This is a genomic window from Leifsonia xyli subsp. cynodontis, from assembly GCF_050632205.1.
Taxonomy (GTDB): Bacteria; Actinomycetota; Actinomycetes; order Actinomycetales; family Microbacteriaceae; genus Leifsonia; species Leifsonia xyli_D.
The window spans coordinates 526,802-551,810 of sequence record NZ_CP192578.1 but is presented as its reverse complement, the minus strand read 5'-3'; the positions used below and the strand labels follow the sequence as shown (position 1 = coordinate 551,810).

The following is a 25,009-nucleotide window of genomic DNA, read 5'->3' as shown; positions in this document are numbered from 1 at the left end:
CGGGGGAACCAGTGAGGCCGGGGCCGCTGGCCCGACGCCGCCTGGTCCGGTCGGCCCGGGCCGATGCCGCCGCCGTGCACGACACGGAGGCCGCCGCCGGGGCCGCGGGGCCGGAGAGCACCACGCCGACCGTCGCCTCGCTGCAGGCCAGGGCCGACGCGTACGCCCGCCGCGAGGAACAGCGATTCTTCCGCGGGATGCGCCGCGAGCTCACCGAGCACCGCGTCCTGAGCGCCGCCCTCCGCGCCGACCTCGACGTCTACGAGGAACGGCTCGACCGGCTGCCCGACGCCGACCGCCTCCGGATCGCGGACGGCCAGGGGCCCGCATTCGAGGAGCTCCGGAGGCTGGAGCGCCGCATCCGCCGCGCGCATCGCCGCTCCGACCAGCTGAGCGCGCTCATCAACGCCCGCTTCACCGCCGCGCAGCTGCGGGCGGCCCGGATGTTCGACCGAACCGACGAGCGCACCGCCGTGTACTGGGGCGCGCTGCGCCGGGCGACCTCCGGGCGCGTGGCCCCGCATCCGCCCGTCATGCGGCGCGCAGGCTGGCTCAGCTCACGCGGCACGACGGTCGACGCCCTGCACCCGATCGCACCCCACGAGGACCTCAGGAGGACCGATGCCCCGGCGTGAACGACTGAAGGACTACCGGGTGCCCGCGACCGGGGGCCTGCGCCGCCGGCTGCTATGGCGCCTGCGCCGCATGCGCCACGCGGTCGACGTGGAGACGCTGGAGGTGTTCGAGCACGAGCTCTCCGCCTTCGAGCGCGCCGGCGTGGCCGACCTGGAGCGGCAGCGCACGCGCAACGTCGCCGTCGCGTCCTCGCGGGTCGCCGAGGCGCAGGCGCGGGAGGAGCTCATCCGCCGGGCCCTGGAGCGCACCGAGGCGGACATCCGCCGCGCGGACCAGGACGTCGAGCGCCTCGACGCCAAGCTGGCCGGCCACGACCCCGACTTCCACACCTACGCCTGAGAGGACGCCATGGCACGCGATATCGTCACCCGCCCTCCCCATTTCCGACCCCGCGTCGGGCACGTCTCGCCCTTCGCCCACGCGATGGTCTACGTGCTGCTCGCCGCCATGATCGCGGTGGACTACATCCTGCTCGCCCAGGCGCTCACGCTGCTCCTGCGCAACGACAGCCAGTACGGCTCGATCGGCCTGCAGATGTACGTGATCACGCTGGGCATCTCGCTGGCCGTCGTCACCCTCCCGCACGTCATCGCCATCCTCCTGAGGCGTGTGCAGGCCGGCGTGATGTCGCGCCGCTGGATCGCGACCTCCATCGTGCTCGGACTGATCTGGGCGGCCATCCTCGCCGCTATCACCGTCGCGCGGATCAAGGCCGGCATCGACGCCCAGAGCGCCGGCGGCCTCACCGGCCTGGTCGGCGGCTCTCAGACCGCGGCGCCGGCCGGCTTCTCGTGGACGGCCCCGGACACGATCATGGCGTTCCTCATGCTGGGGGTGCTGATGACCTCCGGCGCCGTCAGCTTCGTCGTCGCGTGGCTCACCACGCGGCCGCTGCTGACCGCCGCCGAGAAGGCGCACGCCCACGCCGCCCGGCTGCGCCTGCACCGCGACCGTCTGCTCGGCGAGGCGGTCGCCGCGCAGGAGCGCACGCGGTCGGCGATGCTGCTCGACGCCCACGACGCCGTGCGGTACACCGGCGCGCGGGTGACGTTCCACTCGCGGATGGACGTGGTGCGCGCGCAGCTGGCCACGCGCCTCGCCCAGCGCGAGCGCGACCCCGAGAGCACCAGCCAGATCATCCGCGAGCTGCGGGCGCGACGCAGCGTGGAGGCGCAGGACGTGGTGCCCCCGCTCGCGCCTGGGGGTCCCGCCGCGCCGGGCACCATCGCGCCGGGGACCATCGCGCCGGGGACCGCCACGGGCGGCGCCCAGTGACCCGCGTCTCCCGCATGCCCCGCCTGCTCGCCGCCGCGGCCGCGCTCCTGGCCGTCGCGGCCGGGCTGACCGCCTGCGCGCCGGCGACCGCCTCCGGGCAGGCGTGCGACCAGTCCCACAAGCGCAACCTCGGGGTGGTCGCGGGCAGCACCGCCAACGCGCCCGTGGTCGCGCTTCCCGCCTCCGCCTCCGCGCAGCTGGAGGCCGCGGGCAAGACGAACGGGTCGGTGACCGTCGTCGTGCCGTCCGGCACCCCGCAGGTGATGGGCACGACAGCGCTGGGGTCGTCGGCGCAGGACGCGATCGTCTGCCAGAACGACCAGCGCACCAAGCTCACGCAGATCACCGCGTACATCGACGGGCTGAAGGCGTCCGCGCCCGAGGTCGACTTCCTGGGCGCGATCGACCAGGCGGCCCGTGACCTGGGAAGCGACCCGATGGGCGTCATCGTCGTCGGCAGCGGCCTGCAGACCACCGACCCGCTGAACTTCGCGGGCACCGGGCTGCTCTACGCCGACCCGGCGCAGGTGGTGGCCGACCTGACCGCGCGCAACCTGCTGCCCACCGACCTGAAGGGCGTGACCGTCTACTGGTCCGGGATGGGCGACGTCGCGGGGGCGCAGCAGCCGCTGACCGTTCCGGCGCGCAGCAACCTCGAGGCGATCTGGTCGGCGGTGGTGAAGGCCGCGGGCGGAACCCTCTCGCTGCTGCCCGAGCCCGCCTCGGGGAGCCCGGCCGCCTCCCTCCCCGCCGTCACCCCGGTCACCGTGGAGGCGGTCGCGACGAAGACCGACTGGACGCATCCGGTCGTCATCCGCAACAGCGACCTGCTCTTCCGCAAGGACACGGCGGAATTCTCCGACCCCGCCGCGGCGCAGAAGGTGCTTGCGACGCTGGTGCCGGCCATCGAGCAGAACGGCAAGGCCGTGACGATCACGGGCACGGCCTCCAAGGATCAGGCGAAGGACAATGCGGCGGACACCGCGCTGTCGCAGCGCCGGGCGCAGGCGGTGAAGACGGCCCTGGTCGGGCTCGGCGTTCCGGCGGCTCTGCTGCAGACGGCCGGCGTCGGGTACGAGTGGTGCGGCTGGAAGAGCGAGACGGATGCGACGGGCGCGTACTCGGACGCCCTCGCGGAGCAGAACCGCACGGTCATCCTCACCTCCGCGGGCGTCGGGCTCTGCGGCTGACGGGAATTCCGCTGCGCCCGCCTCGTTGACACAGTCATGACGACTATCGGACTCATCGGTTCAGGACACATCGGATCCCAGCTCGCGCGCCTCGCCGTCGCCAACGGCTACGACGTGGTGCTCAGCAACTCGCGCGGCCCGGAGACCCTGCGGCACCTCGTGGACGAGCTCGGCGAGCACGCACGCGCCGCCACACCGGCGGAGGCGGCGGCCGCGGGCGACATCGTCGTGGTCACCACTCCGCTCGCCGCCGAGGCGACCCTGCCGGTCGACGAGCTCGCCGGCAAGATCGTGATCGACACGAACAACTACTACCCGCAGCGCGACGGGCAGATCCCCGAGCTCGACGACGAGACGACGACGGTCGCGGAGCGGCTGCAGAAGGTGCTTCCCACGTCCAAGGTCGTGAAGGCCTTCAACCACATCGGCGCCCGCGAGCTGACGAGTCAGAGCCAGCCGGCGGGAACGGCGGACCGCCGGGCGCTCATCGTCGCGGGCGACGACGCCGAGGCCCGCGAGCGCGTCTCCGCGCTCATCGACCAGTTCGGCTTCGACCCGGTCGACATCGGCCCGCTGTCGGAAGGGTGGCGCGCCCAGCGCGACACCCCGGCCTACGTGCGGCGCTACGACGCCGCCGGTCTGCGCGACGCCCTCGCGGCGGCGAAGCGCTACCGCGACATGTGATCCGGGACGGTGGGGCTCAGCGCGCGGTCTCCGCGGTGAGGAGCTCCACCGTCACGCTCGCATCGTCCGCCTCGGCGGCCGCACGTGCCGACAGGTAGCTGCCGCTGACGAAGGCGATCGCTGCGAAGACGAGCGCCACGACGAGGTCGGCCCATTCGGTCGGGGTCAGGTGCTGGAGCAGCCCGCCCGTGCCCTCGGCGGAGTCTCCCGCGTCGGGTGCCAGGAGGAGTCCACCCGCCAGCGCGCACACGGCGATGGAGAATCCCAGGACGTACCACGCAACTTCTTTCACATGCCTAGCTAACCTCGGCCCGGGAAGCGGATGAAGAGCCTTGCGCATCCGCGGCTGAAGGTGCTAAGGGCGGCGCAGAGATCGCCCTCTGTACATTTGCTCAGCGACCCAACACAATGACGTAACATGAGCAGCCCTCACGTGATCCGGACGCCGGACCAGCGGCTCCGCATCTTCGTGTCATCCACGCTGCAGGAGCTCGCCGCCGAGCGCCGCGCCGCACGGACCGCCATCGAGCGCCTCCATCTCGCCCCGGTGATGTTCGAACTCGGCGCACGACCGCATCCGCCGCGCGAGCTGTACCGCGCCTACCTCGACCAGAGCGACGTGTTCCTCGGGCTCTACTGGGAGCGCTACGGCTGGGTCGCACCGGACGAGGAGGTCTCCGGACTCGAGGACGAGTACAACCTCTGCCCGCCCGACCTCCCGCGCCTGCTCTACGTGAAGAGCCCGGCCCACGCGCGCGAGCCCCGGCTCGCCACCCTGCTCGCGCGCATCCGCGACGACGACCGCGCCGCCTACAAGTACTTCGAGACGCCGAAGGAGCTGGCCCGGCTCATCGAGAACGACCTCGCGACGCTGCTGGCTGAGCGATTCGACCAGAGCCGTGCGCTCATCACGGCGGACGTGGCGAGCGACGCCGACCGCGTCGTCGAGCCGGTCCGCCTGCCCGTGCCGTTGACCGGGCTGGTCGGCCGAGACGACGACATCGCCGCCATCGTGCAGCGGCTCGAGAGCGGCAGGCGCCTGGTCACGCTGGCCGGGCCGGGCGGCATCGGCAAGAGCCGCCTGGCGATCGCGGCCGCCCGGGCCGCAGCGCAGGAGTTCGACGACGGGGCCGTCTTCGTCGACCTCTCCGCCGTGCACGACCCGCAGCGGGTGCCCAACCGGATCGCTCAGGCGCTCGGCGTGCGCGACACGGGCGACGCGCCCATCCTGGACAACCTGGTCACGGCGCTCCGCGACCGCCGCATCCTGCTCGTGCTCGACAACTTCGAGCAGGTGCTGGATGCGGCCCTGCTGCTGACCGACCTGCTCGCCGCCGCCCCCGGCGTGTCGATGCTGGTGACCAGCCGCTCCCTGCTGCGGGTGAGCGCCGAGCAGAGCTACGAGGTCGGACCGCTCGCGGAGGACTCGTCGGTCAGCCTGTTCGTGGAGCGGGCGCACGCGGTCAAACCCGACTTCGAGATCACGCCGGAGAACGCCGGCGCGGTGTCCCGGGTCTGCGCGGCGCTCGACGGCGCCCCGCTGGCCATCGAGCTCGCGGCCGCGCGAATCCGGGTGCTCTCCCCGCCGAGCTGCTCGACCGGCTCGACCGCCGCCTCTCGGTGCTCGTCGGCGGCTCGCGCGACCTGCCGGAACGGCAGCAGACCATCCGCCGGACGATCGAGTGGAGCACGCAGCTGCTCGCTCCCGAGCAGCGCCGGCTGCTGTCGCGCCTGGGCGTCTTCGAGGGCGGCTTCACCCTCGAAGCGGCGGAGTCGCTCGGCGCGGACGGCGACGGCGCCGACGTGCTCACCGACCTCGCCGTCCTGGTCGACTCCAGCCTGGTCTCGCAGCACGACAGCGACGACCGGCCCCGGTTCACCATGCAGGCCATCGTCCGCGAGTACGCCCGCGAGCAGCTGACGACGGACGGCGAACTCGACAGCGCCCGCGACGCGCACGCGCGCTACTTCATCGACCTCGGCGCGCGGGCCCGGCTGCCGCTCAAGGCAGGCGGCCAGCGCGAGTGGATGCAGCGGCTGGGCGACGAGCGCGACAACCTCCGCGCCGCCGAGCGGTACTTGCTGGATGCGCGCGACTGGGACCGCGCGGCGCAGCTCGCCTTCAACCTGTTCCTCTACTTCTGGGTCACCGGCCTGCTCGGCGAGGTGCGCACCTGGATGGACGAGCCCCTCGAGTCCGGCGAGACGCTCCAGGACCGCACCCGGGCGATCGCGCTCTACTTCACCCGCACCATCCGCTTCTGGAAGGACCCCGACGGTCGCGTGGCCGCCGACCTGGCGGAGAGCGCCGACATCTTCCGGCGCTGCGACGACCGCTCGGGAGAGGCGATGGCGATGATCTCGCTCGCGCTGGCCCTGCTCGCCGGTGAGAAGCCGGACACCGCGCGTGCCGACGAGGTCATGCAGCGCAGCCTGCGACTGTTCCGGGACACGGGCGACCTCTGGGGCGAGGCCATGGCGCTCGTGCTGCTCGGCCGGGTGGCGCTGCTGCAGCAGCAGCTGCGCGCCGCCTTCGAGCGCTTCGACGAGTCCCTCGCTCTGACGCAGCGCAGCGGGGATGCGGTCGGCGGGCGCATCGCGGCGTACCACCTGGGCTGGGCGCACCTGCTGCTCGGCTCGCCCGAGGACGCCCGCACGGACTTCGCCCTCAGCGTCACCCTCTCCACGTCGCTCGGACACATCGAGGGGATCGCGTACGGGCTGGAGGGCCTGGCGGCCGTCGCCGCGCTGGCCGGGGACGTGGACCGGGCCGGTCGGCTGGCCGGAGCGGCGCACGCCCTGCGCGAGCGGTCGGGAACGCACAACGGTCCGACGTTCACCTTCCACCAGCGGTATCTCGACCGTCTGGCGGCGGCCGCGCCGCCCGGACGGCTCGCCGCCGCCGTCGCTGAGGGCCGTGAGCTGACGGTCGAGCAGGCCGTCGCCGAGGCGCTGACGGAGCCCGCCATCAACTGAACGCACCGGTTAACGTTGGAACCCCGGCACCAGAACGGTGCCGGGGTTCCGCCAGATCCCGGAGGGCGCACCCGAAACGCCGGCCGGGATGGTCTGCAGGTCAGGCGATGAGCGCCTGCTCGGCCGGCTCATCGGCCGGAGCCGGTGCGACCCACGCGCCGTAGACCGCGACACGGGCCGACTCGAGCGAGCCGTAGACACCGAGCTCGCGCCCGGTGCAGTCGGTGGCGACGAAACCGTCGTGGTTCCGGTCGACCATTCCGACGTAGGCGGTCGGCGTGGATGCCACCCAGAGCGACGCCGCCGGCGAGTGCCACGAGACGTACTCAGTGGGGAGGTCGATGATGTCGGCGAGCTGCTCGGCCATGGTTCGTTCCTTACTTCTCTTCCGTCATGGGATGCGATTCGAAGATCCTCTCCGATGATCGAACGACCCGCGCGCCGAAGCAAGAAAACCGGGGGGCCTTGCTTTTGGGAATTCTTTCCGCTACACCCGCTGGCCCAGCGTCATCGCTGGGGGTGCGCGTCTCGGACTCCTCGATCACGAGCATCCCCGAGGCGCGGCTGCCGGTCTGGATCATGGCCTCGATCCAGTCCTTGTTCAGCGTCGGGATCTTCGAGCCGGAGAAGAAGATGTGCAGGGGGACGCCGTTGTCGACCCAGATGGTGTGCCGGCCGCTGCCGAGCTCGGCGGGGACCGGCCAGGTGAGGAAGAAGTTCTCACCACGACGCAGCTTGGTGCTGATCGCGATCTGCATGTGGAAGAGGAGGCGGTCGTCGAGCTCGTAGCTCTCGCCGTCGTAGCGGAGGGTACCCACGGATGCCTTTCGGTTCGGGAGGCGCTTCGGTCGCCGCCCTGCGAGCTTACCCGCCCGGAATACGGGTGTACCGTGGCGCCGCGATAAGGTTTTCGCATCCCACCCGAAGGAAAGGACCTCGCATGATCGTTCACCGCCTCACGGTCGATGGAAAGGACTACTTCCTTCCCGATCCGGTGGACGACCTGCGCGGCAAGATCCTCGAGGCCGTGCGCGCGGGCGGTGGGTACGTCACCATTCCGCCGCTGCGCGGAGGCCCCGGCGTGGATGTGCTCTTCTCCCCCGGCATGCCCGTCACCTGGGCGCAGATCGAGGTCGACCCGCCCGCGGCACGTGCCGAGGAGCCCCGCGTCGACATCGACTCCTTCGACGCCCTCTAGGAGTTCGACGCCCTCTGGCTTCGACTCCGGGTCAGAAGCCGGAGGGCCGCTTGCGGTACCAGGAGAACAGGGCCCTAGCGCCCTGGGGCTTCGCGATCCAGTAGCCCTGCGCGCGGTCGCATCCGGCGGCCGCGAGACGGTCGAGCTGTGAGCGCCGCTCCACTCCCTCGCCCACGACGCGGATGCCGCGGCGGTGGGCCTCTGTGATGATCTGCGCGACCTCCCGGACGCGATCGTCCGCCTGCACCAGGCTCTTGTCGAGCTTCAGCTCCCGCGCGTGCAGGGCCTCGACCCGGGCGAAGGAGGAGTGACCGGTGCCGAAGTCGTCGACCGAGATGGTGACCCCCGCGGCGGCGAGCGCCTCGAGCGGCGCCGCGACCCGCTCCGGGTGCAGGATGCTGTGGCTCTCGGTGACCTCGACGGTGAGGGTCTTCGGGTCGCAACGGCCCGTCGCGAACGCGCCCTCGAACATGTCGTAGAGAGAGGATCCTCGAGCTGGGTCGCCGAGACGTTCACGGCCACATCGATGGTGCAGCCCGGGATGTACTCCGCGGTCACGTCCGAGATGATGCGCGCCGTCAGCAGCGGAAGCAGGCCCGTCTGCTGCGCGATGTCGACGAAGACCTCGGGCGACACCGGCCCGCGCGCGGGATGCGTCCAGCGCGCGAGGGCCTCCACGCCGACGACGGTGCCGTCGGCGACATCCACCTGGGGCTGATAGGCGGCGATGACCTGGCGCTGCGCCAGCGCGATCTCCAGATCGCGGGCGAAGTCCTCGAGGGTCCCGTCCACCAACGTCACTTTTCGATGGTCCCCAGGCGGGCGGCAGTTGTCAATTTTCGACCGACCCCTTGCGGAAAGTGCCCTTCTGCCGCTAGCGCGCCCTCCGGCGCCGGTGCCGGACCCCTCCCGCGATTCCGAGGAAGGTCGCCGCGGCCGCCCCCGCGACCCCGGCGACCACCAGATCCACCGCCTGCACGGCGGGCTCGATGGCGCTTCCGAGCGGCGCGACCCCCAGCACGATCGCCGCAAGCGCGATCGCCGCGGCGAAGGCGCCCGCCGATGACAGTCCCTGCATCCCTTGCTCCCCCTCCGGAGACCCTCGGCACTCCGATGACCTCCCGTAGCCGGAGCATAGCCACCGCACAGGCTCAGCGGCAGACGCTGCGCGCCGTGTTAACCGAATCGTCACCATCCGGTGCCCGGCGGGCGCCCGGCGGGGCGTTCCGCCGGATGTCAGGCCGCGTCGGGCGGGAACTCGGCCGGGTAGGGCTGGCCGGCGTCCGCCGAGCGGCTGACGGGCGCCCACGCGAGGTCGGAGGCGAGCAGCCGGCGGTCCTGCGCGACACTCATCTCGGTGGCATTCACGCCGAGCGGCAGGTTGGCCGGGATGTCGCGGCGCTTGGCGACCGCGACGAGGATCTCGGCCGCGCGCACCGGATCGCCGGCGGGTCCCTCGCCGCTCTGCCGCACCCGCCTGTTCATGGCGCCGACCGTCTCCTCGTAGCCCTCGGGGATCTCGCGGACCTCCATCGACGAGCCGGCCCAGTCGGTGCGGAACCCGCTCGGCTCGACCAGCAGCACCTTCACACCGAACGGCGCCGTCTCGGACCGCAGCACGCGGCTGAACCCGTCGATCGCGAACTTCGCGGCCTGGTACGACGCGATGCCGGGCGAGCCGCCGACACGTCCCCCACCGAGGAGAACTGGATGACCAGGCCGCCGCCCTGCGCCCGCAGCAACGGGATCGCGGCCTTGCTGACGTTGTACACGCCCCAGAAGTTGGTCTCGAACTGCGTGCGGAAGTCCGCGTCGTCGGTCGTCTCGATCGGCGAGACGTTGGCGTAGCCCGCATTGTTGACGATGACGTCGATCCGGCCGAACCGCTGCTGCGCCTCGCGGAGTGCCGCCCCGGCGCGGGCGGAGTCGGTGACGTCGAGGGCGAGGGGCAGGATGCGGTCGCCGTACTCGGCGACGAGATCGTCCAGCTGCTCGGGGCGGCGCGCCGTGGCGGCCACGCGATCGCCCGCCCGGAGCGCGGCGACGACGAGGGCGCGACCGAAGCCGCGCGAGGACCCTGTGATGAACCATGTCTGTTGCATGCGTTAATGAAACACCGTTTCGCTAAATAACGCAACCGTGTTGCGGTAATTGCGGCGTACGGTGACGGCGTGTCCGACGCCTCCCCCGCCTCCGCGACGACCGCCCCTCGCGCCGCGCATCCCGGGCGCACGCCCGCGTTCGCGGTCTGCATCGCGGTCGGGGCGCTGACCATCCTCGACCTCTCCGGGGTGAACGTCGCGCTTCCGTCCATCCAGCGCTCCCTGCATGCCGACTCCACCCAGCTGCAGCTCATCGTCGCCGGGTACGCGCTCGCCTTCGGGCTCACGCTGATCCCCTCCGGGCGGCTGGGCGACACCCGGTCGAGGAAGGCGATGTTCGTGATCGGGCTCCTCGGCTTCAGCCTCGCGAGCGCCCTCTGCGCTCTGGCACCGGGCATCGTCTGGCTGACCGCGACCCGCTTCCTCCAGGGTGCGGCCGCGGGAGTCCAGATGCCGCAGGTGCTCGGGATGATCCAGCAGCTGTACCGGGGCGAGGAGCGGGGCCGCGCCTTCGGCGTCTTCGGGGCGATGGTCGGCATCGCCACGGCGATCGGCCCGAGCCTCGCCGGCACCCTGATCGCGCTGGGCGGAGCCGAAGAAGGCTGGCGGCTGCTGTTCTGGTTCAACGTGCCGTGCGGCGCGATCGCCCTCTTCTTCGCGCTGCGCTCCCTGCAGAAGACACAGGACCCCGGCCCCGGGGGCACGGAGCTGGACCCGGTCGGGCTCGGGCTGCTCGCCGTGGCCGTGCTCGGGCTCATGCTGCCCTTCCTGCTCACCACCGGGTCCTCCACCGACGACCCGCTGCGCTGGCTGTGGCTGATCGCTTTCGTGGCGGCCGGCGCCGCCTTCCTGCTCTGGGAGCGGGCCTACCGCCGGCGCGGACTGTCGCCGATCGTGCACCTGGAGCTGTTCCGGCTCGCCTCGTACCGCAACGGCATCCTGATCGCCGCCGTCTACTTCGCCGGCCTGCCGGCCAGCTTCCTGGTGACCACGCTGTTCCTGCAGGAGGGGTTGCACGCCCAGCCCCTCGCGGCCGGTCTGGTGAGCGTCCCGTTCGCGCTCGGTGCGGCGGTCTCGGCCTTCGTCGGCGGCCGGCTGGTGCAGCGCTTCGGCCGCGGACTCGTGGTGCTCGGGCTGGTGATCGTCATCGTCGGGATCGGCGCACTGCTCGCCTCCGCGACGCTCGCCCCGCCCTCCGCCGCGGAGTGGCTGATGGCCGGATCCACTCTCGTCGGAGGCATCGGCGGCGGCCTGGTGATCTCGCCGAACCAGACGCTGACGCTGTCGGAGGTCCCGCCCGAGGAGGGCAGCGCGGCGGGCTCGGTCGCCCAGCTCGGACAGCGGGTCGGAACGGCCGTGGGCGTCGCGCTCGTCACCGCGGTGTTCTTCGCGACGGTCCCGGGAGGAGGGACGCATCCGGTCGCGCAGTATCACGACGCCGTGCGCAGCGGCTACCTCGTCACCCTGGCACTGCTCGGCGTCGCCCTCGTGGTCGGGCTGGTCGATCTGCGGGTACGGCACCGGGAGGGCAAGCGCGGGGTGTGACGACCGGTTCACCCCCGCGGGCGCGTCCTCCCGGGTCGCCCCGCAGCCGGACCGTACCCTATGCATGTATTCACGCCCGTTCGGGGATGGGGTTTCCGATGGTCTCGCAGCTGCCGCGCGCTCGCGCGCCGATCGCTCTCCGCTTCATCGCCGGTGCGGCGGTGCTCGCCGCCGCACTCACCGGCTGCGCCCATAAGGCGACGGGGATGGATGCCGGCGCCGCCACCGATGTCCCGGCCGCGACGTCCACACCGACCGCCACCCCGATGGCGACGCCGACGCCCAGCCCGACCGCGACGCCGGCCTCGCCCGCACCTCCGTCAGACCCGGCCGCCGCGAAAGCTCTCGCCGTGCAGGCCTGCGAGGCGATCGCCGACGGATTCGCCGCCACCAGCGTCTCGGCGGCCGCTCCCTCGCCGCACAGGCCGCGGCAGGCGATGCGGTGTGGCAGCCGCTCGCGACCAAGCTGGAGTTCATCCGTACGCACCCGATCGATCCGAACACGGGTGCGGGTTCGCAGACCACGGTCGAGTACTCGAGCGCGGTCGCCCAGGACTGCTTCACCCTCGCCGGCGTCACGGTGAGCCAGGACTGACATGCGCTCGCCCCGCCGAACCGCACTGCGCGTCGCCCTGGTCCTCGTCGTGACGCTCGTCGCTGGCGCCTTCTCGGCCGCGGGTGCACCGCCCGCCGCTCAGGCCGCGCTCTCGCAGCCCGCCGAGAGCACCTGCGTCGAGACCTGCGTCAACGTTCCGAGCACGCCACAGGCCGCCGCGCAGAAGCTGATGGAGTACTACAACAACGGCGCCCTCATCATCGAGTGGGCGGAGCGCGACATCATCCCGGCCGAGATCCAGCCGATCGCCAACGGCACGATCTCGCAGACGCCGCAGTGCAACATCGATCTGCGGACACTGCAGACGCTGGTCATCATCATCCGCAACTTCGGCTCGGTCCAGGTCAGCGACCTCAACCGGCACTGCGCCAACGACGGCGTCGCGACCTGCGCGAGCAACCCGACCTCGCGCCACTGCACACCGCCCGGCGCCCCCAACGCGATGGACATCACCTACATCGGCACCCGCCGCACCCGGGGCAACGAGTCGACGACGAACATCCTGCTGCCGTTCCTCGACTCCTTCATGCCGCCCGGATCACGGGCCGGCCAGGCCGCGAACAGCGACGGCTGCGGGGCGTACTGGATGCCCCCGCTGAGCAACATCACGCGCTTCGCCGACTATTGCACGCACATCCACGTCGACTTCGGCTCGACGACCGCCGGCCTGCGCGGCCTCACCACGAGATAGGCCCTCACTGAGGGTGCGGCGTCTCGCCGCGCTCCAGCATGCCGACGAGCTTCTCGAGCCGGTTGGCGCGGCTCGTGGCGCTCGGAGCGGTGATGATGCGGTGGAGGACGGAGTAGCGGTTCTGGCCGCTCAGCGTCTGGAACGTCTCGTTCGCCCGAGGGGATGCGGCGAGCGCGGCCGCGAGGTCGTCAGGCACCTCGGCGTTCGCCGGGCTGGCGTAGGCGCGGTCCCACCGGCCGTCCGCCTTGGCGCGCTCGATCTCGGCGTACCCGGCCGGGCGCATCCGGCCCTCGGCGATCAGCGTCGCCACGATGCCGATGTTGCGCTCGGACCAGAGCGACGTCTTGCGCCTCGGCGTGTAGCGCTGCACGAACGTCGCGTCATCGCGCGACCGGCGCTGGCCGTCGATCCACCCGCTGCACAGCGCCTCGATCATCGCCTCCTGATACGTCAGGCTGGTCGGCTCGGTCGTGCCCTTCTTCGCCAGCATCAGCCAGACGCCGTCTGACGTGGTCTCGTTCTCGTCGAGCCAGGCACGCCAGGCCGCCTGGTCGGCGACCACGAGGAGCTCATCGGAAGGTGCTGCGACATCTGCCATGCCGCGAGCCTAGGGCCGACCACCGACGAACGGATGGGACCTACGGGTTCGCGGGGCCCGACGGGTCGGCCGGGAGCCCCTCGGCGGCCTGCATCGCGCGGATCAGGGACTGCGCGTCGTACGGTCCGACGTGGCGGCGGCCGTTGATGAAGAAGGTCGGGACGGCGGTGATGTCCATGGCCTCCGCATCCAGCATGTCGTCACGCACGCGTGCGGCGACCTCTGGGGCGCTCAGGTCGGCCTCGAACCGGTCGAGGTCGAGCCCGAGCTCCTCCGCCCGGCGCAGGATGTCGGAGGGCAGCTGGTGCTCCTGGTCGGCGAACAGGCTGCGCTCGAACTCGAAGAACCTCCCTGCCGGGCAGCGGCCTCCGACGCCTCCGCCGCCGCCAGCGCGTTCGGGTGGAAGCGGGTGAGCGGAGCGTGCCGCCAGACGTAGCGGAGCCGGTCGCCGAGTTCGCGCTGCACCTCGAAGACCGAGCCGGTCGCCTTCAGGCAGAATCCGCACTGGAAGTCGCCGTACTCGACGATCTCGAACGGAGCATCCAGCGAGCCGAAGATGTGGTCGCGCGCGGGGTCGACGGGCCGCACCAGCGTGAGCCCCGCCTCCTCCTTCGGCCGGCGCGCGTCGGAGATGCGGAACACGACGGTCGCCAGCAGGAAGGCGACCACGGTCGCGGCGAGCACGCCGACCCGGGCCGCGTTCTGCGCCTCCTCGCCCGGGATGGCCAGGTCGACGATGAACAGCGAGATGGTGAATCCGATGCCGCAGAGCGCCGCGCCGCCCGCCAGCCGGTCGATCGTCAGGCCCGGGCCGAACTCCCCGATCCGCAGCACCCGCAGCAGCGCCGTGGAGCCGAAGATGCCGATGAACTTGCCCGCCACCAGGCCGACCAGCACACCCCAGGCGACCGGTGACACCAGCGCGCCGACGAGGATGTCGCCGGTCAGCCGCACGCCGGCGTTGGCGAGGGCGAACAGCGGCAGCACGACGTAGGCGACGTACGGTCCCCAGGCGGACTGCAGCCGCTCGTTGATCGAGATCGACTCGCGGAGGCTGTTCGCGGCGGCGCGGGCGTAGTCGGTGTTCGGCGATTGCCGGAACGTCCGCGCGAGGTCGAGGGCGTGCTCCACATCCCGGCGGTTCGGCCGGTAGACGGGGACGAGCAGCGCGATCGCCACACCCGCGAGCGTGGGGTGCACACCGGAGGCGAGGAACGCCAGCCAGACGATGATCGCGAGGGTCGCGTAGACCGGCCCACGACCGCCCCGCAGGTAGCGGGTGAAGTAGACACCGGCGAGGCCGACGGCCGCCACGATGAGCGGAAGCGGGGAGAAGTGGTCGGTGTAGACGAGGGCGATGATGGTCAGCGCACCGATGTCGTCCACGACGGCCAGAGCCAGGAGGAACACGCGCAGGCGGCCCGTCGCTCGCGGGCCGATGAGCGCGAGCGCGCCCACCAGGAACGCCGTGTCGGTCGAGATGACGACGCCCCAGGCGTGCTCCATCCCGGTGCCCAGGGTGAACAGCACGAAGATGACCGCGGGCACGGCGAGACCGAACACGGCCGCCACGACCGGGACCACGGCACGCGACCAGCTGGTCAGCTCCCCGATGGCGAACTCCCGCCGCACCTCCAGGCCGACGGTGAAGAAGAAGATCGCCATCAGCGCGTCGTTGACCAGGGCGTGGAGGGTGAAGTCCAGGTGGAGGTCGCCCACTCCGAGGGTGAGGTGGGTGTCCCAGAACTGCTGGTACCCCGCGAACGAGATGTTCGCCCACACGATCGCCACGAGGGTCGCCGCCACCAACAGCAGCGCGCCGATGCGGCTGCGGCCCATCGAACGGAACCGCTCGGTGAGGCTCGGGCGGCGGTCCCGCGACTGACCGGCGTCCTCCGGGTCGGGCGATCGCTGGATGAGGGTGAGCGGGGTGGTCACGGCCGCAACTCTAGCGAGTGTCGCTGCCGCCGTCATACGGTCGCGTCCCGATCGACGACGGCCGCCGCGAACACTCCACCTCCGCGGCAGGGGAAGAATCCGCGCCGACCGCCGGTTGCCGATGCTGGAGGGGCGACGGTCGCCCCGCGGAAGGCACGCACATGGCGGACATCACGATCATCGGAGGCACCGGATTCACCGGTTCCCACATCGCGGCGGAGGCCGCCTCGCGGGGACACCGGGTCACCTCGCTCAGCCGCTCCGAGCCGGCCGAGCCCCTCGACGGCGTGCGCTACGTCACCGGCTCCGCCGACGAGCCCGAGCAGGCGGTGGACGGCGCGGACGTCATCGTCGCCACGGTCTCGCCTCGCGGCGACAGCGCCGGAACGCTTGGCCGCCGCTACAGCCGCCTCGCCGAGCTCGCCGCAGCGTCCGGCGCGCGGCTCGTCGTGATCGGCGGGTTCAGCTCGCTGCGCCCGGAGCCGGGCGCCCCGCGGTTCGCCGAGGGCGACGACCTGCCGCCGGAGTTCGCCGACGAGGCGCGCGAGCTGAACGCGGTGCTGGAGGACCTCATCCAGAACGCCCCGGAGGGCCTCGACTGGGTGTTCGTCAGCCCGGCGGCGGCCTACGGCTCGTACGCCCCGGCACAGGACCCGCGCGGCGAGTACCGCGTGGGCGACGACGTCGCACTGTTCGACGCGGACGGCTCGTCGTTCATCGGCGGAGAGGACTTCGCGAAGGCCGTCGTCGACGAGATCGAGACGCCGTCGCGTCGGCGGGCGCAGATCCACTTCGCCTACTGACACGCCGAGAGTCGCTTGCCGCCGCCATCCACCCGTGGCACCGTGCACAACGGGTGGATGCGCGGCGCCCGCGAGCGGCCCGCGACCACGACGGACCACGAACCGGAACGGAGTGAGCATGGCGAAGCAGAAGAAGCTGGAGAAGGCGGCTGCGAAGGCCCTCAACCGCGCCGAGGAGGCGGTCGCCGAGGCGCGCGCCGCCGTCGGGAGGCTCGACACGAAGAAGGCCAAGAAGCGGGCGGATGCGCTCGAGCGCGAGCTCGCGGAGCTCGGCCGCGACACGGCGGCCGCACGCGCGCCGGGCGGCGACACGGAGGATCCCTCCGTGGACCTCACCCCTCCCCTCCCGTCGGTGCGCGACGACCAGGTGGAGCAGACCGGGGAGTTCGCCGGCTCGGTCACCACCCCGGTGCCGCACGACCCCGAGCTCGACGGCCTGACGTTGCAGGCGCTGCGCGACGTCGCCAGGAGCCGCGGCCTCCGCAACACCTCCCGGCTCAGCAAGGGCCAGTTGATCGAGCGTCTGAGCGAGTGACCCGCACGGGTCTACGGTTACAGGCACGGAAGGAGACCGAGTGGACGACGAGGCGCGCGAGGTGACCGAGCAGGTCGACAGCCCGACGGAGGGCGGACCGGAGACGACGGAGGAGCAACCGCCGGAGGAGATCACCTACGACGAGCAGCTCTACCCCGCGCGTCCCCGGCGGCTGCGGCCGCGGGCGAACCTGCGCGGGGGCAGCATCCGCCGCTCCTTCTCCGATCCGCGCGCCGCCAACGGCCAGAACCCGGCGTACGTGGAGTGGCTGGTGCGCCAATCCATGCTGAAGGATGCGGACGTGCTCAGCCGGCAGCTCTCCGGCTCGCCGAGCATGTGGCGCAACCCGTACGCCCGGCCGGACGCCCGCCGTGCGGTCTCCACCTCCGACGTCTGGTTCACCGCGTACCCGATCTCGCTGATCACGCGGCCGGGAGAGTCGTTCCTCTCCGCGCTGGCCGACCCCGAGCTGTGGACGGCCTTCGAGCGGATCGGCATCAACGGCGTCCACACCGGGCCGGTGAAGCGCGCGGGCGGCATCCGCGGCTGGCAGGAGACCCCGAGCGTCGACGGCCACTTCGACCGCATCGGCACGCAGATCGACCCCGCCTTCGGCGACGAGGACACCTTCCGCCGCGTGACGGATGTGGCCGAGGAGCACGGCGGCAGCGTCATCGACGACATCGTGCCGGGTCACACCGGCAAGGGCGCCGACTTCCGGCTCGCCGAGATGGCGTACAAGGACTACCCCGGGATCTACCACATGGTCGAGATCCCGCCCGACGAGTGGCACCTGCTGCCCGAGGTGCCGGAGGGCCGCGACTCGGTGAACCTCGACGAGGCGACCGAGGCATCCCTCGCCGACCGGGGGTACATCATCGGCGAGCTGCAGCGGGTCATCTTCTTCGCGCCGGGCGTCAAGGAGACGAACTGGAGCGTCACCGCGCCCGTGATCGGCGTGGACGGCATCACGCGGCGCTGGGTCTACCTCCACTACTTCAAGGAGGGCCAGCCCTCGGTCAACTGGCTGGACCCGACGTTCTCGGGCATGCGCCTGGTGATCGGCGACGCCCTGCACTCGCTCGGCGACCTCGGCACGAGCGCACTGCGGCTGGATGCCAATGGCTTCCTCGGCGTCGAGAAGAGCGCCGAGGGGATGCCGGCCTGGTCGGAGGGCCACCCCTGTCGCACGCGGCGAACCACATCATCGCGGGCATGGTGCGCAAGGTCGGCGGGTTCACCTTCCAGGAGCTGAACCTGACGGTCGAGGACATCCGCGACACCGGCGCCGTCGGCGCCGACCTGTCGTACGACTTCATCAACCGGCCCGCGTACCACCACGCGCTGGCGACCGGCGACACCGAGTTCCTGCGCCTCACCCTGCGCACCTCGCTGGAGCTGGGCGTCGAGCCGGTCAGCCTGGTGCACGGCATGCAGAACCACGACGAGCTCACCTACGAGCTCGTGCACTGGGCGACGCTGCACCAGAACGACGTCTACACGTTCCGCGGCGAGGAGATCACGGGCGGTGAGCTGGCCCAGCGCATCCGGCAGGATCTGGTGGAGGCGATCACCCGGCCGGCGGCCGACTACAACCTCGTCTTCACCACGAACGGCATCGCCTGCACCTCGGCCTCGCTGATCGCGGCGACGCAGGGCCATGCGACCCTCGACTCGATCACGGACGACGACATGCCCGCCATCCGGGATGCGCACCTGCTGCTCGCGGCGTTCAACGCCTGGCAGCCGGGCGTCTTCGCGCTCTCCGGCTGGGACCTCCTGGGCTCCCTCACCATCCCGCGCTCCGAGGTGGCCGACCTGATCGCGGAGGGCGACACGCGCTGGGTGGAGCGCGGAGCGCACGACCTGCTGGGCGTCGCCCCCGACGCGGAGCGGTCCGCCTCGGGGATGCCCCGCGCACGGTCGCTCTACGGAACGCTTCCCGACCAGCTGCGGCGGCGGGACTCGTTCGCGAGCCGCCTGCGTCAGCTGCTGCGCATCCGGAACCGCTGGGGCATCGCGACCGCCCGGCAGGTGGACGTTCCGGACGTCGCGCATCCCGGGATGCTCGTCATGGTGCACGAGCTCGAGACGCTCGACGCGCAGGGGCTTCCGATCGTGCAGCTCACCGTGCTCAACATGACGGACACCGCCGTGGACGGGACGGTCCGCTCGGAAGCGCTGCCGCACCGCGCCACCGTGACGGACGCCGCCGACGGCAGCGAGGTGGGGACCGTGGACGACCTGGCCAGCTTCCCGGTCAGCGTTCCCGCGTACGGCGCCCGCTTCCTGGTGCTGGAGCGCACGCCCGCCGAGCAGTGAGCGGCGGGCGCGGCGCTCTCGCGCATCAGGCGAGGAGTTCGCGCACGCGCGGCACGACCTCCTCGCCGTAGAGCCGGATGGCCGTGAGCAGCGACTCGTCCGTCATGCCGGGGATGCCGTACTTCAGGTCGAACCGGTTGGCGCCGACCACCGGCAGGTTCGCGGCGATCTTCGCGGCGACGGTCTCGGGCGAGCCGACGTAGAGGCTGCCGTCGGGGCCGAGCTCGCGGCGGAACGACGCCTCGGTCGGGATCGCGAAGCCGCGGGTGGCGCTCACCTTGGTGATCATCGCCCGGTAGTGCGGCCAGAACTCCGCGATCGCCTGCTCGTCGGTCGCGGCGACGTGTCCGGGCGAGTGCAGTCCGATCGGCTGCGGCTCCCGCCCGAACTGCTCCAGGGCCTTGTGGAACAGCTCCGCGTACGGGGCGAACCTCGCGACCGGGCCGCCGATGACGGCCAGCATGAGCGAGAAGCCGTAGTGGGCGGTGCGGATGACCGACTCGGGGCTGCCGCCCACGCCGATCCAGGTCGGCAGCGGCGCCTCCAGGTGCGGGACCACATCCTGGTCGCGGAGGCCGGCACGCGTGCGGCCGTTCCAGGTGACCGGACCGCCCTCGCGCAGCTGCGCGAAGAGGTTGGTCTTCTCCTCGAAGAGCTCCTCGTAGTCGTTCAGGTCGAACCCGAACAGCGGGAACGAGTCGATGCTCGACCCGCGGCCGAGGATGACCTCCGCGCGACCGCCGGAGATCGCCTGGAGGGTGGAGTAGCGCTGGAAGACGCGCACCGGGTCGTCGGAGCTCAGCACGGTGACGGCGGAGCCGAGGTGGATGCGCTCGGTTCGCGCCGCGATCGCGCTCAGCACCACGTCGGCGGCGGAGAGCGGCATGTCGTCGGTGTGGTGCTCGCCGATGCCGAAGAAGTCGAGGCCGGCGGCCTCCGCGGCGACGCCGTGCCCGACGAGGTCGCGGATGGTCTGCGCATGCGTGATCGGGTCGCCCGCGGGGTCGCTGGTGACGTCGCCGAACGTGTCGACGCCGAAGGTGAGCGGGAAGGTGTGGGGTGCGGTGTTCATTTTTGTGGGGTTCTTCCGGGTGTGTCGAGTGGATGTGGGGGTCGGGCGTTCAGGCGGCGGCAGGCTCGAGCTCGCCGGCGACCGCCGCGCGGAAGGCGGCGGCGTCGAGGCGCGCGCCGAAGACCGGGCCGCCGGGCTCGAACGCGACGCCGTCGCGCAGACCGTGGAGGAGCACGACGTCGTAGCCGATGTCGTCGATGAGCTCGGCGACGCGGGTGGCGGCGCCTGCGTCGTCCGAGGCCACGCCGAGGGCGCGGCGGTCCGGGTCGCCCGCAGGACGGCGGTCCTCCTCCATCTCGTGGTAGCCGATGTGGTTGAACGTCTTCACGACGGTGGCGCCGGGGAGCTCGCGCTGCACGATCTCGCTGCTGGTGAGCGACGCATCCTCGAACAGGGGCTGCACGCCGTCGGTCGGCGCCCAGTAGTTCATCGAGTCGATGACGAGCTTGCCGTCGAGCATCCCCCGGTCGAGGCCGGAGAACCGGTGCAGCGGGATGGCGAGGATCACGACGTCCGCGCGGGCCACAGCATCCGCCGCCCACGCCGGGCGCGCGCCGGGCATGACGACGGACGCGATCAGCTGGATGCGCTGCGGGTCGCCCGAGGCGGCCACGGTCACGTCGTATCCGGCGTCGAGCAGGATGCGCGCGAGCGCCGAGCCGACGTGACCGACGCCGAGGATGGCGACGCGGGGTCACGTGATGCCGGTGGTCATGGGCGGGGTCCTTCCGTGGAGTCGAGGTGTTCGCGGATACTGCCCAGCACATCGGCGAGGGCGTCGATCTGCTGGGGCCGGAGGGCGTCGGCGAAAAGACGCTTGACGGCGCGCAGGTGGGGCCCTGACGCACGGCGGATCGCATCGAAGCCGTCGTCGGTGAGGACCACGAGGGCGCCGCGGTTGTCGGTCGGACAGTCGGTGCGCTCGATCAGCCCGCGCTTCTCCATCCGCCCGAGGTGGTGCGAGACCCGGCTGCGCTCCCAGTCGATCGCGTCCGCGACCTCGGAGGAGCGAAGGGTACGGTCGGGCGCCTCCGTGAGGGCGAGCAGCACGGCGTAGTCGCCGGGCGACAGTTCCACCTGCTGCAGTTCCGCCGAGAGCAGACGGCGCAGCTCGGCGGTGGTGTCGAGCAGCGAGCGCCACACCGCGAGCTCGCGGTCGGTGAGGCGTTCGGGCGCTTCGGGCTGGGGCATACGGACCTCGTTCGATCGACGTCGGCTGAAGTAGCTGACATGTCAATCAACTGCGGCGGGGCTCCGATTGTTCCCGGCTGCCGTGGCTTGTAGCGTTGCCCCATGACCGAGCTGCCGGACGCCCTGCCCGCCGACTACGACCCCGCGCACGTGTTCCGTGTCGTCGCCATGCCGGTCGCTCAGGGCTGGGGCGTGTGGCTGCGCGCGGCGGACGACAGCATCATCCACAGCTTCGGTCTCGGCTTCCCGCCCGGTACGCCGTTCCAGCCGGACGTGCTCGCCGTCCTCGGCCCGCTCCTCAACGTGCAGTACGCGCTGGCCTTCCACGGCCCCGAGTCGTGGGATGAGCTCGAGGGCCACTGGTCGGCCGTCGTCTACGAGTACACCCCGCGCTAGCGTCGGAGTTTCGGCCGCCTGCGCCTCCGGCCGGCGTCGGAGTTTCGGCCGCCTGCCGTTCGATTCTCCTGCCGGACTGCCATTCGAAGGAGTTCCGGCGCCCGATCTCCTTCGATCCGCCGGGTCGGAGGCCGCCGTGCTTCGGTCGGATCTCCGCCCGGCCTCCGCCGTTTCGCCCTCCCGGCCGCGTCCCGCCGGAGCAATCGGCCGCCCTCTCCGACGTCGCATCGGCGGATTCGTCACGAATGTACGTTCTGCGGGGCCAACGGCGACCATTCGTCACGAATCTGTCGCCTGTCGGTGCCTTCCCGTCCCGAGCGCACTCCGCTGCCGAAGGATTCGTGACGAATGGTCGCCATTCGGCGCCCATAACGACCATTCGTCACGAATGTCTCACCGACAGGGACGGTTCCGGATCCGTCGGGGTCGCGGTGTTTTGTGCCAAATCGTGGTTATGCCGGGGCGATTACCGCGATTTGGCGCAAATCTTCCCGCGAGCGCACGTCACGCGGGCGCGCGTCACGCGGGCGTGTCAGGTGTCGGTGGGGACGGTGTAGGTGCGGCGCAGGGGTTGGAGGCGGGTGAGCTGGGTGACGTGGGCGGGGGTGAGTTCGGCGAGGGAGCGGACCTGGAGGAGTTTCATGGTGCGGACGAGCTGGTCGGTGAGGATGTGAATGGTGCGGTCCACCCCTTCCCGCCCGCCGGCCATCAGCCCGTACAGGTACGCCCGCCCGATCAGGGTGAACTTGGCCCCCAACGCGTACGCGGCGATGATGTCGGCGCCGTTCATGATGCCGGTGTCGATCGCGACCTCGGTGTGGTGGCCGACCTCGCGGGCCACGGAGGGGAGGAGGTGGAACGGGATCGGCGCCCGGTCCAACTGCCGGCCGCCGTGGTTGGAGAGCACGATTCCATCCACCCCGTGGTCGACCAGGCGGCGCGCGTCCTCAACGTTCTGCACCCCCTTGATCACCAGCTTCCCCGGCCACAGCGCCCGGATCTCCGCGAGGTCGTCGTAGTCGATCGAGGGGTCCATCGCCGCGTTCAGCAGGTCGCCGACGGTGCCGCCGGTCGCGGACAGCGACGCGAACTCCAGCTTCGGGGTGGTCAGGAAGTCATACCACCACCACGGCCTGGGGATCGCGTTCAGAATCGTCCCCAGGGTCAGCTGCGGTGGGATGGAGAACCCGTTCCTCTTGTCCCGCAACCGCGCCCCCGCCACCGGGGTGTCCACCGTGAAGAACAGGGTGTCGAACCCCGCAGCGGCCGCCCGTTCCACCAGGGCGTAGCTGATCTCCTTCTGCCGCATCACATACAACTGGAACCAGTTCCGCCCGTGCGGGTTCGCCGCCTTCACCCCCTCGATCGACGTCGTCCCCAACGTGGACAGGGTGAACGGGATGCCCGCCGCCCCCGCCGCCCCAGCCCCCGCGGTCTCCCCTCGGTCTGCATCAACCGGGTGAACCCGGTCGGGGCGATCCCGAACGGCAACGCCGACGGGCCACCCCAGATCTCACACGACGTATCCACCGTCGACACATCCCGCAGGATCGACGGATGGAACTCCACATCCTGGAACGCCTGCCGAGCCCTGGCCAACGACAACTCCCCTCCGCGGCACCCTCCGTGTAATCGAACGCCGCCCGAGGCGTCCGACGGCGAGCGATCCGCGCCAGATCCTCGATCGTCAGCGCCGACTCCAACCTGCGCTTCTTCAGATCCAGCTCCGGCTTCTTGAACTGCATCAACTCCAGCAACTCAGCCGGACGGGGAAACTGACGGTCAACCATGGATGAGGATCCTAACGGGGGTCGTAACGGACGATCTGGGTGGTGCGGGCGACCAGGGCGCGGAGCGTCTCCAGGTCGCCGGTGAGGAGGCCGGCGGCTCGCGCCTGCACGAGGACGTTGCCGATCGCCGTGGCCTCGACGGGGCCGGCGAGCACGGGCAGTCCGCTGCGGTCGGCGGTCGCCTGGCAGAGCAGCGCGTTGCGCGCTCCCCGCCGACGATGTGGATGGCCTCCACCGGCACTCCGGTCAGCCCGGCGGCGGTGCGCACGGTCGCCGCGAACGCGGCGGCGAGGCTCTCGACGATGACGCGCACGAGGCCGGCGGGAGACGCCGGAGCGCGTAGTCCGCGCTCCTCGAACCACTCCGCGATGCGCGATGGCAGGTCGCCCGGCGCCAAGAAGCGCGGGTCGTCGGCGTCGAACACCTCGGTGGGACGCGGCAGCTCGGCCGCCTCCGCCAGCAGCCCGGCAAGGTCGACGTGGAGGCCGCGCCGCTGCCACTCGCGGATGGACTCGCTGAGCAGCCACAGCCCCATGACGTTGTGCAGGTACCGGATGCGCCCATCCACCCCGCCCTCGTTGGTGAAGTTCGCGGCGCGGCCCTCCTCGGAGACGACGCGCTCGGACAGCTCCACGCCGACGAGGCCCCAGGTGCCGCACGAGATGTAGGCGGCGCGGGACGCATCCATCGGCACGGCGACGACCGCCGAGGCCGTATCGTGCGAGCCGACGGCGGTCACCGCCGGGCCGGGGCCCGCGAACGGCAGGTCGCGCGCCAGCGCCGGCAGCAGACCGCCGACCCGCGTGCCCGCATCCACGAGCGGGGCGAAGGCCGCGCGCGGCAGCCCCAGCCGGTCGATGAGTGTGTCGTTCCAGGCCCCGTCAGCGGTCAGCAGCCCCGTGGTGGAGGCGTTGGTGCGTTCGGCATGCTGGGCGCCGGTCAGCCAGTAGGCGATGAGGTCCGGGACGAGGAGGAAGCGGTCGGCGCTGTCGAAGGACCCGTCGGCTGCATCCACGGCCAGCTGGTACAGCGAGTTGAACGGCAGGAACTGCAGGCCGCCCTCGCGGTACAGCTCCTCCGGAGGGACCGCCGCATGCACCGCCGAGACGCCGGCCGACGTCCGCTCGTCGCGGTAGTGGTACGGCTCTCCGAGCAGCCGGCCGGCGCGCAGAAGGCCGTAGTCGACCGCCCACGAGTCCACCCCGATGGATGCGAGCCCCGGGTCCGACCGGGACACGGACGCCAGGCCGTCGAGCACGCTCGCGTACAGCCCGGTCACGTCCCAGTGCAGGGCCGCGCGCTCCCCTCCCACACCCGCACGGGCGTGTTGAGGAAGCGCGCGGCCTCCGTCAGCTCCAGCGTGTCCGCGCCGACGCGCGCGTGCATGACCCGGCCGCTGGTCGCGCCCAGGTCGACCGCCGCGACGGTGCCGACCACTCCGCTCATCAGAG

General features: G+C 71.6%; 29 protein-coding genes and 4 pseudogenes. 15 read left to right on the top strand and 18 right to left on the bottom strand.

The annotated features are described in order from the left end of the window. Positions 1-74 precede the first annotated feature (74 nt). Genes ACQ86M_RS02705 through ACQ86M_RS02685 form a run of 5 tightly spaced genes read left to right on the top strand, consistent with a single transcriptional unit; the run spans position 75 to position 3,785 of the window. Complete coding sequence (locus tag ACQ86M_RS02705; RefSeq protein ID WP_431246954.1) at positions 75-635, top strand: hypothetical protein; 561 nt, start codon at positions 75-77, stop codon at positions 633-635. Beyond that, entirely contained in the window at positions 622-975 is a 354-nt protein-coding gene (locus ACQ86M_RS02700) for a hypothetical protein (RefSeq protein WP_431246953.1), read from the top strand. The genes ACQ86M_RS02705 and ACQ86M_RS02700 overlap by 14 nt, the downstream gene beginning before the upstream one ends. 9 nt (positions 976-984) lie before the next feature. After that, positions 985-1,911 carry a hypothetical protein gene (locus ACQ86M_RS02695; protein ID WP_431220598.1) on the top strand — a complete coding sequence of 309 codons (927 nt, stop codon included), beginning with the start codon at positions 985-987 and terminating at the stop codon, positions 1,909-1,911. Between the two features lie 14 nt (positions 1,912-1,925). After that, positions 1,926-3,101 carry an OmpA family protein gene (locus ACQ86M_RS02690; RefSeq protein WP_431246952.1) on the top strand — a complete coding sequence of 392 codons (1,176 nt, stop codon included), beginning with the start codon at positions 1,926-1,928 and terminating at the stop codon, positions 3,099-3,101. A 36-nt stretch (positions 3,102-3,137) separates the two neighbouring features. Further along, a complete protein-coding gene (locus ACQ86M_RS02685; protein ID WP_431246951.1) occupies positions 3,138-3,785 on the top strand; it encodes an NADPH-dependent F420 reductase in 648 nt (215 codons plus the stop codon). 16 nt (positions 3,786-3,801) lie between these two features. Here the strand turns inward: ACQ86M_RS02685 and ACQ86M_RS02680 are convergent, their stop codons facing one another. Then, a complete protein-coding gene (locus ACQ86M_RS02680) occupies positions 3,802-4,077 on the bottom strand; it encodes a hypothetical protein (protein ID WP_431246950.1) in 276 nt (91 codons plus the stop codon). A 126-nt stretch (positions 4,078-4,203) separates the two neighbouring features. Here ACQ86M_RS02680 and ACQ86M_RS02675 point away from each other — a divergent pair, with 126 nt between their 5' ends. Further along, positions 4,204-5,706 (top strand): DUF4062 domain-containing protein, encoded by a 1,503-nt coding sequence (locus ACQ86M_RS02675; protein ID WP_431246949.1) that lies wholly within the window; start codon positions 4,204-4,206, stop codon positions 5,704-5,706. Then, a complete protein-coding gene (locus tag ACQ86M_RS02670) occupies positions 5,589-6,761 on the top strand; it encodes a tetratricopeptide repeat protein (RefSeq protein ID WP_431220593.1) in 1,173 nt (390 codons plus the stop codon). Before ACQ86M_RS02675 ends, ACQ86M_RS02670 begins: the two co-directional genes overlap by 118 nt. Positions 6,762-6,861: 100 nt before the next feature. On the opposite strand, the gene ACQ86M_RS02665 is transcribed toward ACQ86M_RS02670, so the two are convergent. Next, entirely contained in the window at positions 6,862-7,128 is a 267-nt protein-coding gene (locus tag ACQ86M_RS02665; protein ID WP_431220592.1) for a hypothetical protein, read from the bottom strand. Positions 7,129-7,138: 10 nt separating this feature from the next. Then, a complete protein-coding gene (locus ACQ86M_RS02660; RefSeq protein WP_431246948.1) occupies positions 7,139-7,519 on the bottom strand; it encodes a hypothetical protein in 381 nt (126 codons plus the stop codon). Between the two features lie 182 nt (positions 7,520-7,701). Here ACQ86M_RS02660 and ACQ86M_RS02655 point away from each other — a divergent pair, with 182 nt between their 5' ends. After that, positions 7,702-7,959, top strand: a complete 258-nt coding sequence (locus tag ACQ86M_RS02655; protein WP_431220590.1) for a hypothetical protein — start codon at positions 7,702-7,704, stop codon at positions 7,957-7,959. Between the two features lie 31 nt (positions 7,960-7,990). Here the strand turns inward: ACQ86M_RS02655 and ACQ86M_RS02650 are convergent, their stop codons facing one another. The 5 genes and pseudogenes from ACQ86M_RS02650 to ACQ86M_RS02630 form a co-directional block, all read right to left on the bottom strand. Next, positions 7,991-8,431 (bottom strand): EAL domain-containing protein, encoded by a 441-nt coding sequence (locus ACQ86M_RS02650; protein WP_431246947.1) that lies wholly within the window; start codon positions 8,429-8,431, stop codon positions 7,991-7,993. 68 nt (positions 8,432-8,499) lie between these two features. Further along, positions 8,500-8,667 (bottom strand): annotated as a pseudogene (locus ACQ86M_RS02645) (EAL domain-containing protein); the annotation flags it as partial. A 166-nt stretch (positions 8,668-8,833) separates the two neighbouring features. Beyond that, positions 8,834-9,037 carry a hypothetical protein gene (locus tag ACQ86M_RS02640; RefSeq protein ID WP_431220588.1) on the bottom strand — a complete coding sequence of 68 codons (204 nt, stop codon included), beginning with the start codon at positions 9,035-9,037 and terminating at the stop codon, positions 8,834-8,836. Between the two features lie 158 nt (positions 9,038-9,195). Then, entirely contained in the window at positions 9,196-9,579 is a 384-nt protein-coding gene (locus ACQ86M_RS02635) for a hypothetical protein (RefSeq protein ID WP_431246946.1), read from the bottom strand. Then, the gene (locus ACQ86M_RS02630) at positions 9,546-10,061 is read right to left on the bottom strand and encodes an SDR family NAD(P)-dependent oxidoreductase (protein ID WP_431246945.1); all 516 of its coding nucleotides are present in this window, start codon (positions 10,059-10,061) and stop codon (positions 9,546-9,548) included. The genes ACQ86M_RS02635 and ACQ86M_RS02630 overlap by 34 nt, the downstream gene beginning before the upstream one ends. 69 nt (positions 10,062-10,130) lie before the next feature. Here ACQ86M_RS02630 and ACQ86M_RS02625 point away from each other — a divergent pair, with 69 nt between their 5' ends. After that, entirely contained in the window at positions 10,131-11,606 is a 1,476-nt protein-coding gene (locus ACQ86M_RS02625) for an MFS transporter (RefSeq protein ID WP_431246944.1), read from the top strand. Between the two features lie 70 nt (positions 11,607-11,676). Here ACQ86M_RS02625 and ACQ86M_RS02620 read toward each other — a convergent pair whose 3' ends face one another. Beyond that, positions 11,677-11,997, bottom strand: a complete 321-nt coding sequence (locus ACQ86M_RS02620; protein ID WP_431246943.1) for a hypothetical protein — start codon at positions 11,995-11,997, stop codon at positions 11,677-11,679. 51 nt (positions 11,998-12,048) lie between these two features. Between ACQ86M_RS02620 and ACQ86M_RS02615 the strand changes: the two genes are divergently transcribed. Further along, complete coding sequence (locus ACQ86M_RS02615) at positions 12,049-12,201, top strand: hypothetical protein (RefSeq protein WP_431220585.1); 153 nt, start codon at positions 12,049-12,051, stop codon at positions 12,199-12,201. A gap of 1 nt (position 12,202) precedes the next feature. Beyond that, positions 12,203-12,913 carry a hypothetical protein gene (locus tag ACQ86M_RS02610; protein WP_431246942.1) on the top strand — a complete coding sequence of 237 codons (711 nt, stop codon included), beginning with the start codon at positions 12,203-12,205 and terminating at the stop codon, positions 12,911-12,913. 4 nt (positions 12,914-12,917) lie between these two features. On the opposite strand, the gene ACQ86M_RS02605 is transcribed toward ACQ86M_RS02610, so the two are convergent. From ACQ86M_RS02605 to nhaA, 3 genes are read right to left on the bottom strand one after another with little or no spacing between them, the layout of a single operon-like run. After that, positions 12,918-13,511: a YdeI/OmpD-associated family protein gene (locus ACQ86M_RS02605; protein ID WP_431220583.1), complete on the bottom strand. Its 594-nt coding sequence runs from the start codon at positions 13,509-13,511 to the stop codon at positions 12,918-12,920. A 40-nt stretch (positions 13,512-13,551) separates the two neighbouring features. Continuing rightward, positions 13,552-13,797 carry a DsbA family protein gene (locus ACQ86M_RS02600; RefSeq protein ID WP_431247845.1) on the bottom strand — a complete coding sequence of 82 codons (246 nt, stop codon included), beginning with the start codon at positions 13,795-13,797 and terminating at the stop codon, positions 13,552-13,554. Next, positions 13,743-15,449 (bottom strand): Na+/H+ antiporter NhaA, encoded by a 1,707-nt coding sequence (gene nhaA / locus ACQ86M_RS02595; protein WP_431246941.1) that lies wholly within the window; start codon positions 15,447-15,449, stop codon positions 13,743-13,745. Before nhaA ends, ACQ86M_RS02600 begins: the two co-directional genes overlap by 55 nt. A gap of 161 nt (positions 15,450-15,610) precedes the next feature. Between nhaA and ACQ86M_RS02590 the strand changes: the two genes are divergently transcribed. From ACQ86M_RS02590 to treS, 3 genes and pseudogenes are all read left to right on the top strand, one after another. Next, positions 15,611-16,252 carry an NAD(P)-dependent oxidoreductase gene (locus tag ACQ86M_RS02590; protein ID WP_431220581.1) on the top strand — a complete coding sequence of 214 codons (642 nt, stop codon included), beginning with the start codon at positions 15,611-15,613 and terminating at the stop codon, positions 16,250-16,252. A 118-nt stretch (positions 16,253-16,370) separates the two neighbouring features. Continuing rightward, positions 16,371-16,787: a Rho termination factor N-terminal domain-containing protein gene (locus ACQ86M_RS02585; protein ID WP_431246940.1), complete on the top strand. Its 417-nt coding sequence runs from the start codon at positions 16,371-16,373 to the stop codon at positions 16,785-16,787. Between the two features lie 40 nt (positions 16,788-16,827). Then, positions 16,828-19,109: pseudogene (treS, locus tag ACQ86M_RS02580) on the top strand (maltose alpha-D-glucosyltransferase). Between the two features lie 25 nt (positions 19,110-19,134). Here treS and ACQ86M_RS02575 read toward each other — a convergent pair. The 3 genes from ACQ86M_RS02575 to ACQ86M_RS02565 are packed head-to-tail and all read right to left on the bottom strand — an operon-like array spanning position 19,135 to position 21,372. Then, positions 19,135-20,181: an LLM class flavin-dependent oxidoreductase gene (locus ACQ86M_RS02575; RefSeq protein WP_431246939.1), complete on the bottom strand. Its 1,047-nt coding sequence runs from the start codon at positions 20,179-20,181 to the stop codon at positions 19,135-19,137. A 49-nt stretch (positions 20,182-20,230) separates the two neighbouring features. Beyond that, positions 20,231-20,863, bottom strand: coding sequence for an NADPH-dependent F420 reductase (locus ACQ86M_RS02570; RefSeq protein ID WP_431247844.1), 633 nt, complete (start codon positions 20,861-20,863; stop codon positions 20,231-20,233). A gap of 29 nt (positions 20,864-20,892) precedes the next feature. Beyond that, a complete protein-coding gene (locus ACQ86M_RS02565) occupies positions 20,893-21,372 on the bottom strand; it encodes a MarR family winged helix-turn-helix transcriptional regulator (RefSeq protein WP_431246938.1) in 480 nt (159 codons plus the stop codon). A gap of 102 nt (positions 21,373-21,474) precedes the next feature. On the opposite strand from ACQ86M_RS02565, the gene ACQ86M_RS02560 reads away from it, so the two are divergent. Continuing rightward, positions 21,475-21,768 (top strand): hypothetical protein, encoded by a 294-nt coding sequence (locus ACQ86M_RS02560; protein WP_431246937.1) that lies wholly within the window; start codon positions 21,475-21,477, stop codon positions 21,766-21,768. Between the two features lie 532 nt (positions 21,769-22,300). On the opposite strand, the pseudogene ACQ86M_RS02555 reads toward ACQ86M_RS02560, so the two are convergent. From ACQ86M_RS02555 to ACQ86M_RS02545, 3 genes and pseudogenes are all read right to left on the bottom strand, one after another. Further along, positions 22,301-23,558, bottom strand: a pseudogene (locus ACQ86M_RS02555) (alpha-hydroxy acid oxidase). Between the two features lie 11 nt (positions 23,559-23,569). Beyond that, positions 23,570-24,759: pseudogene (locus tag ACQ86M_RS02550) on the bottom strand (rhamnulokinase). 74 nt (positions 24,760-24,833) lie between these two features. Then, positions 24,834-25,004 carry a hypothetical protein gene (locus tag ACQ86M_RS02545; protein ID WP_431246936.1) on the bottom strand — a complete coding sequence of 57 codons (171 nt, stop codon included), beginning with the start codon at positions 25,002-25,004 and terminating at the stop codon, positions 24,834-24,836. Positions 25,005-25,009 lie beyond the last annotated feature (5 nt).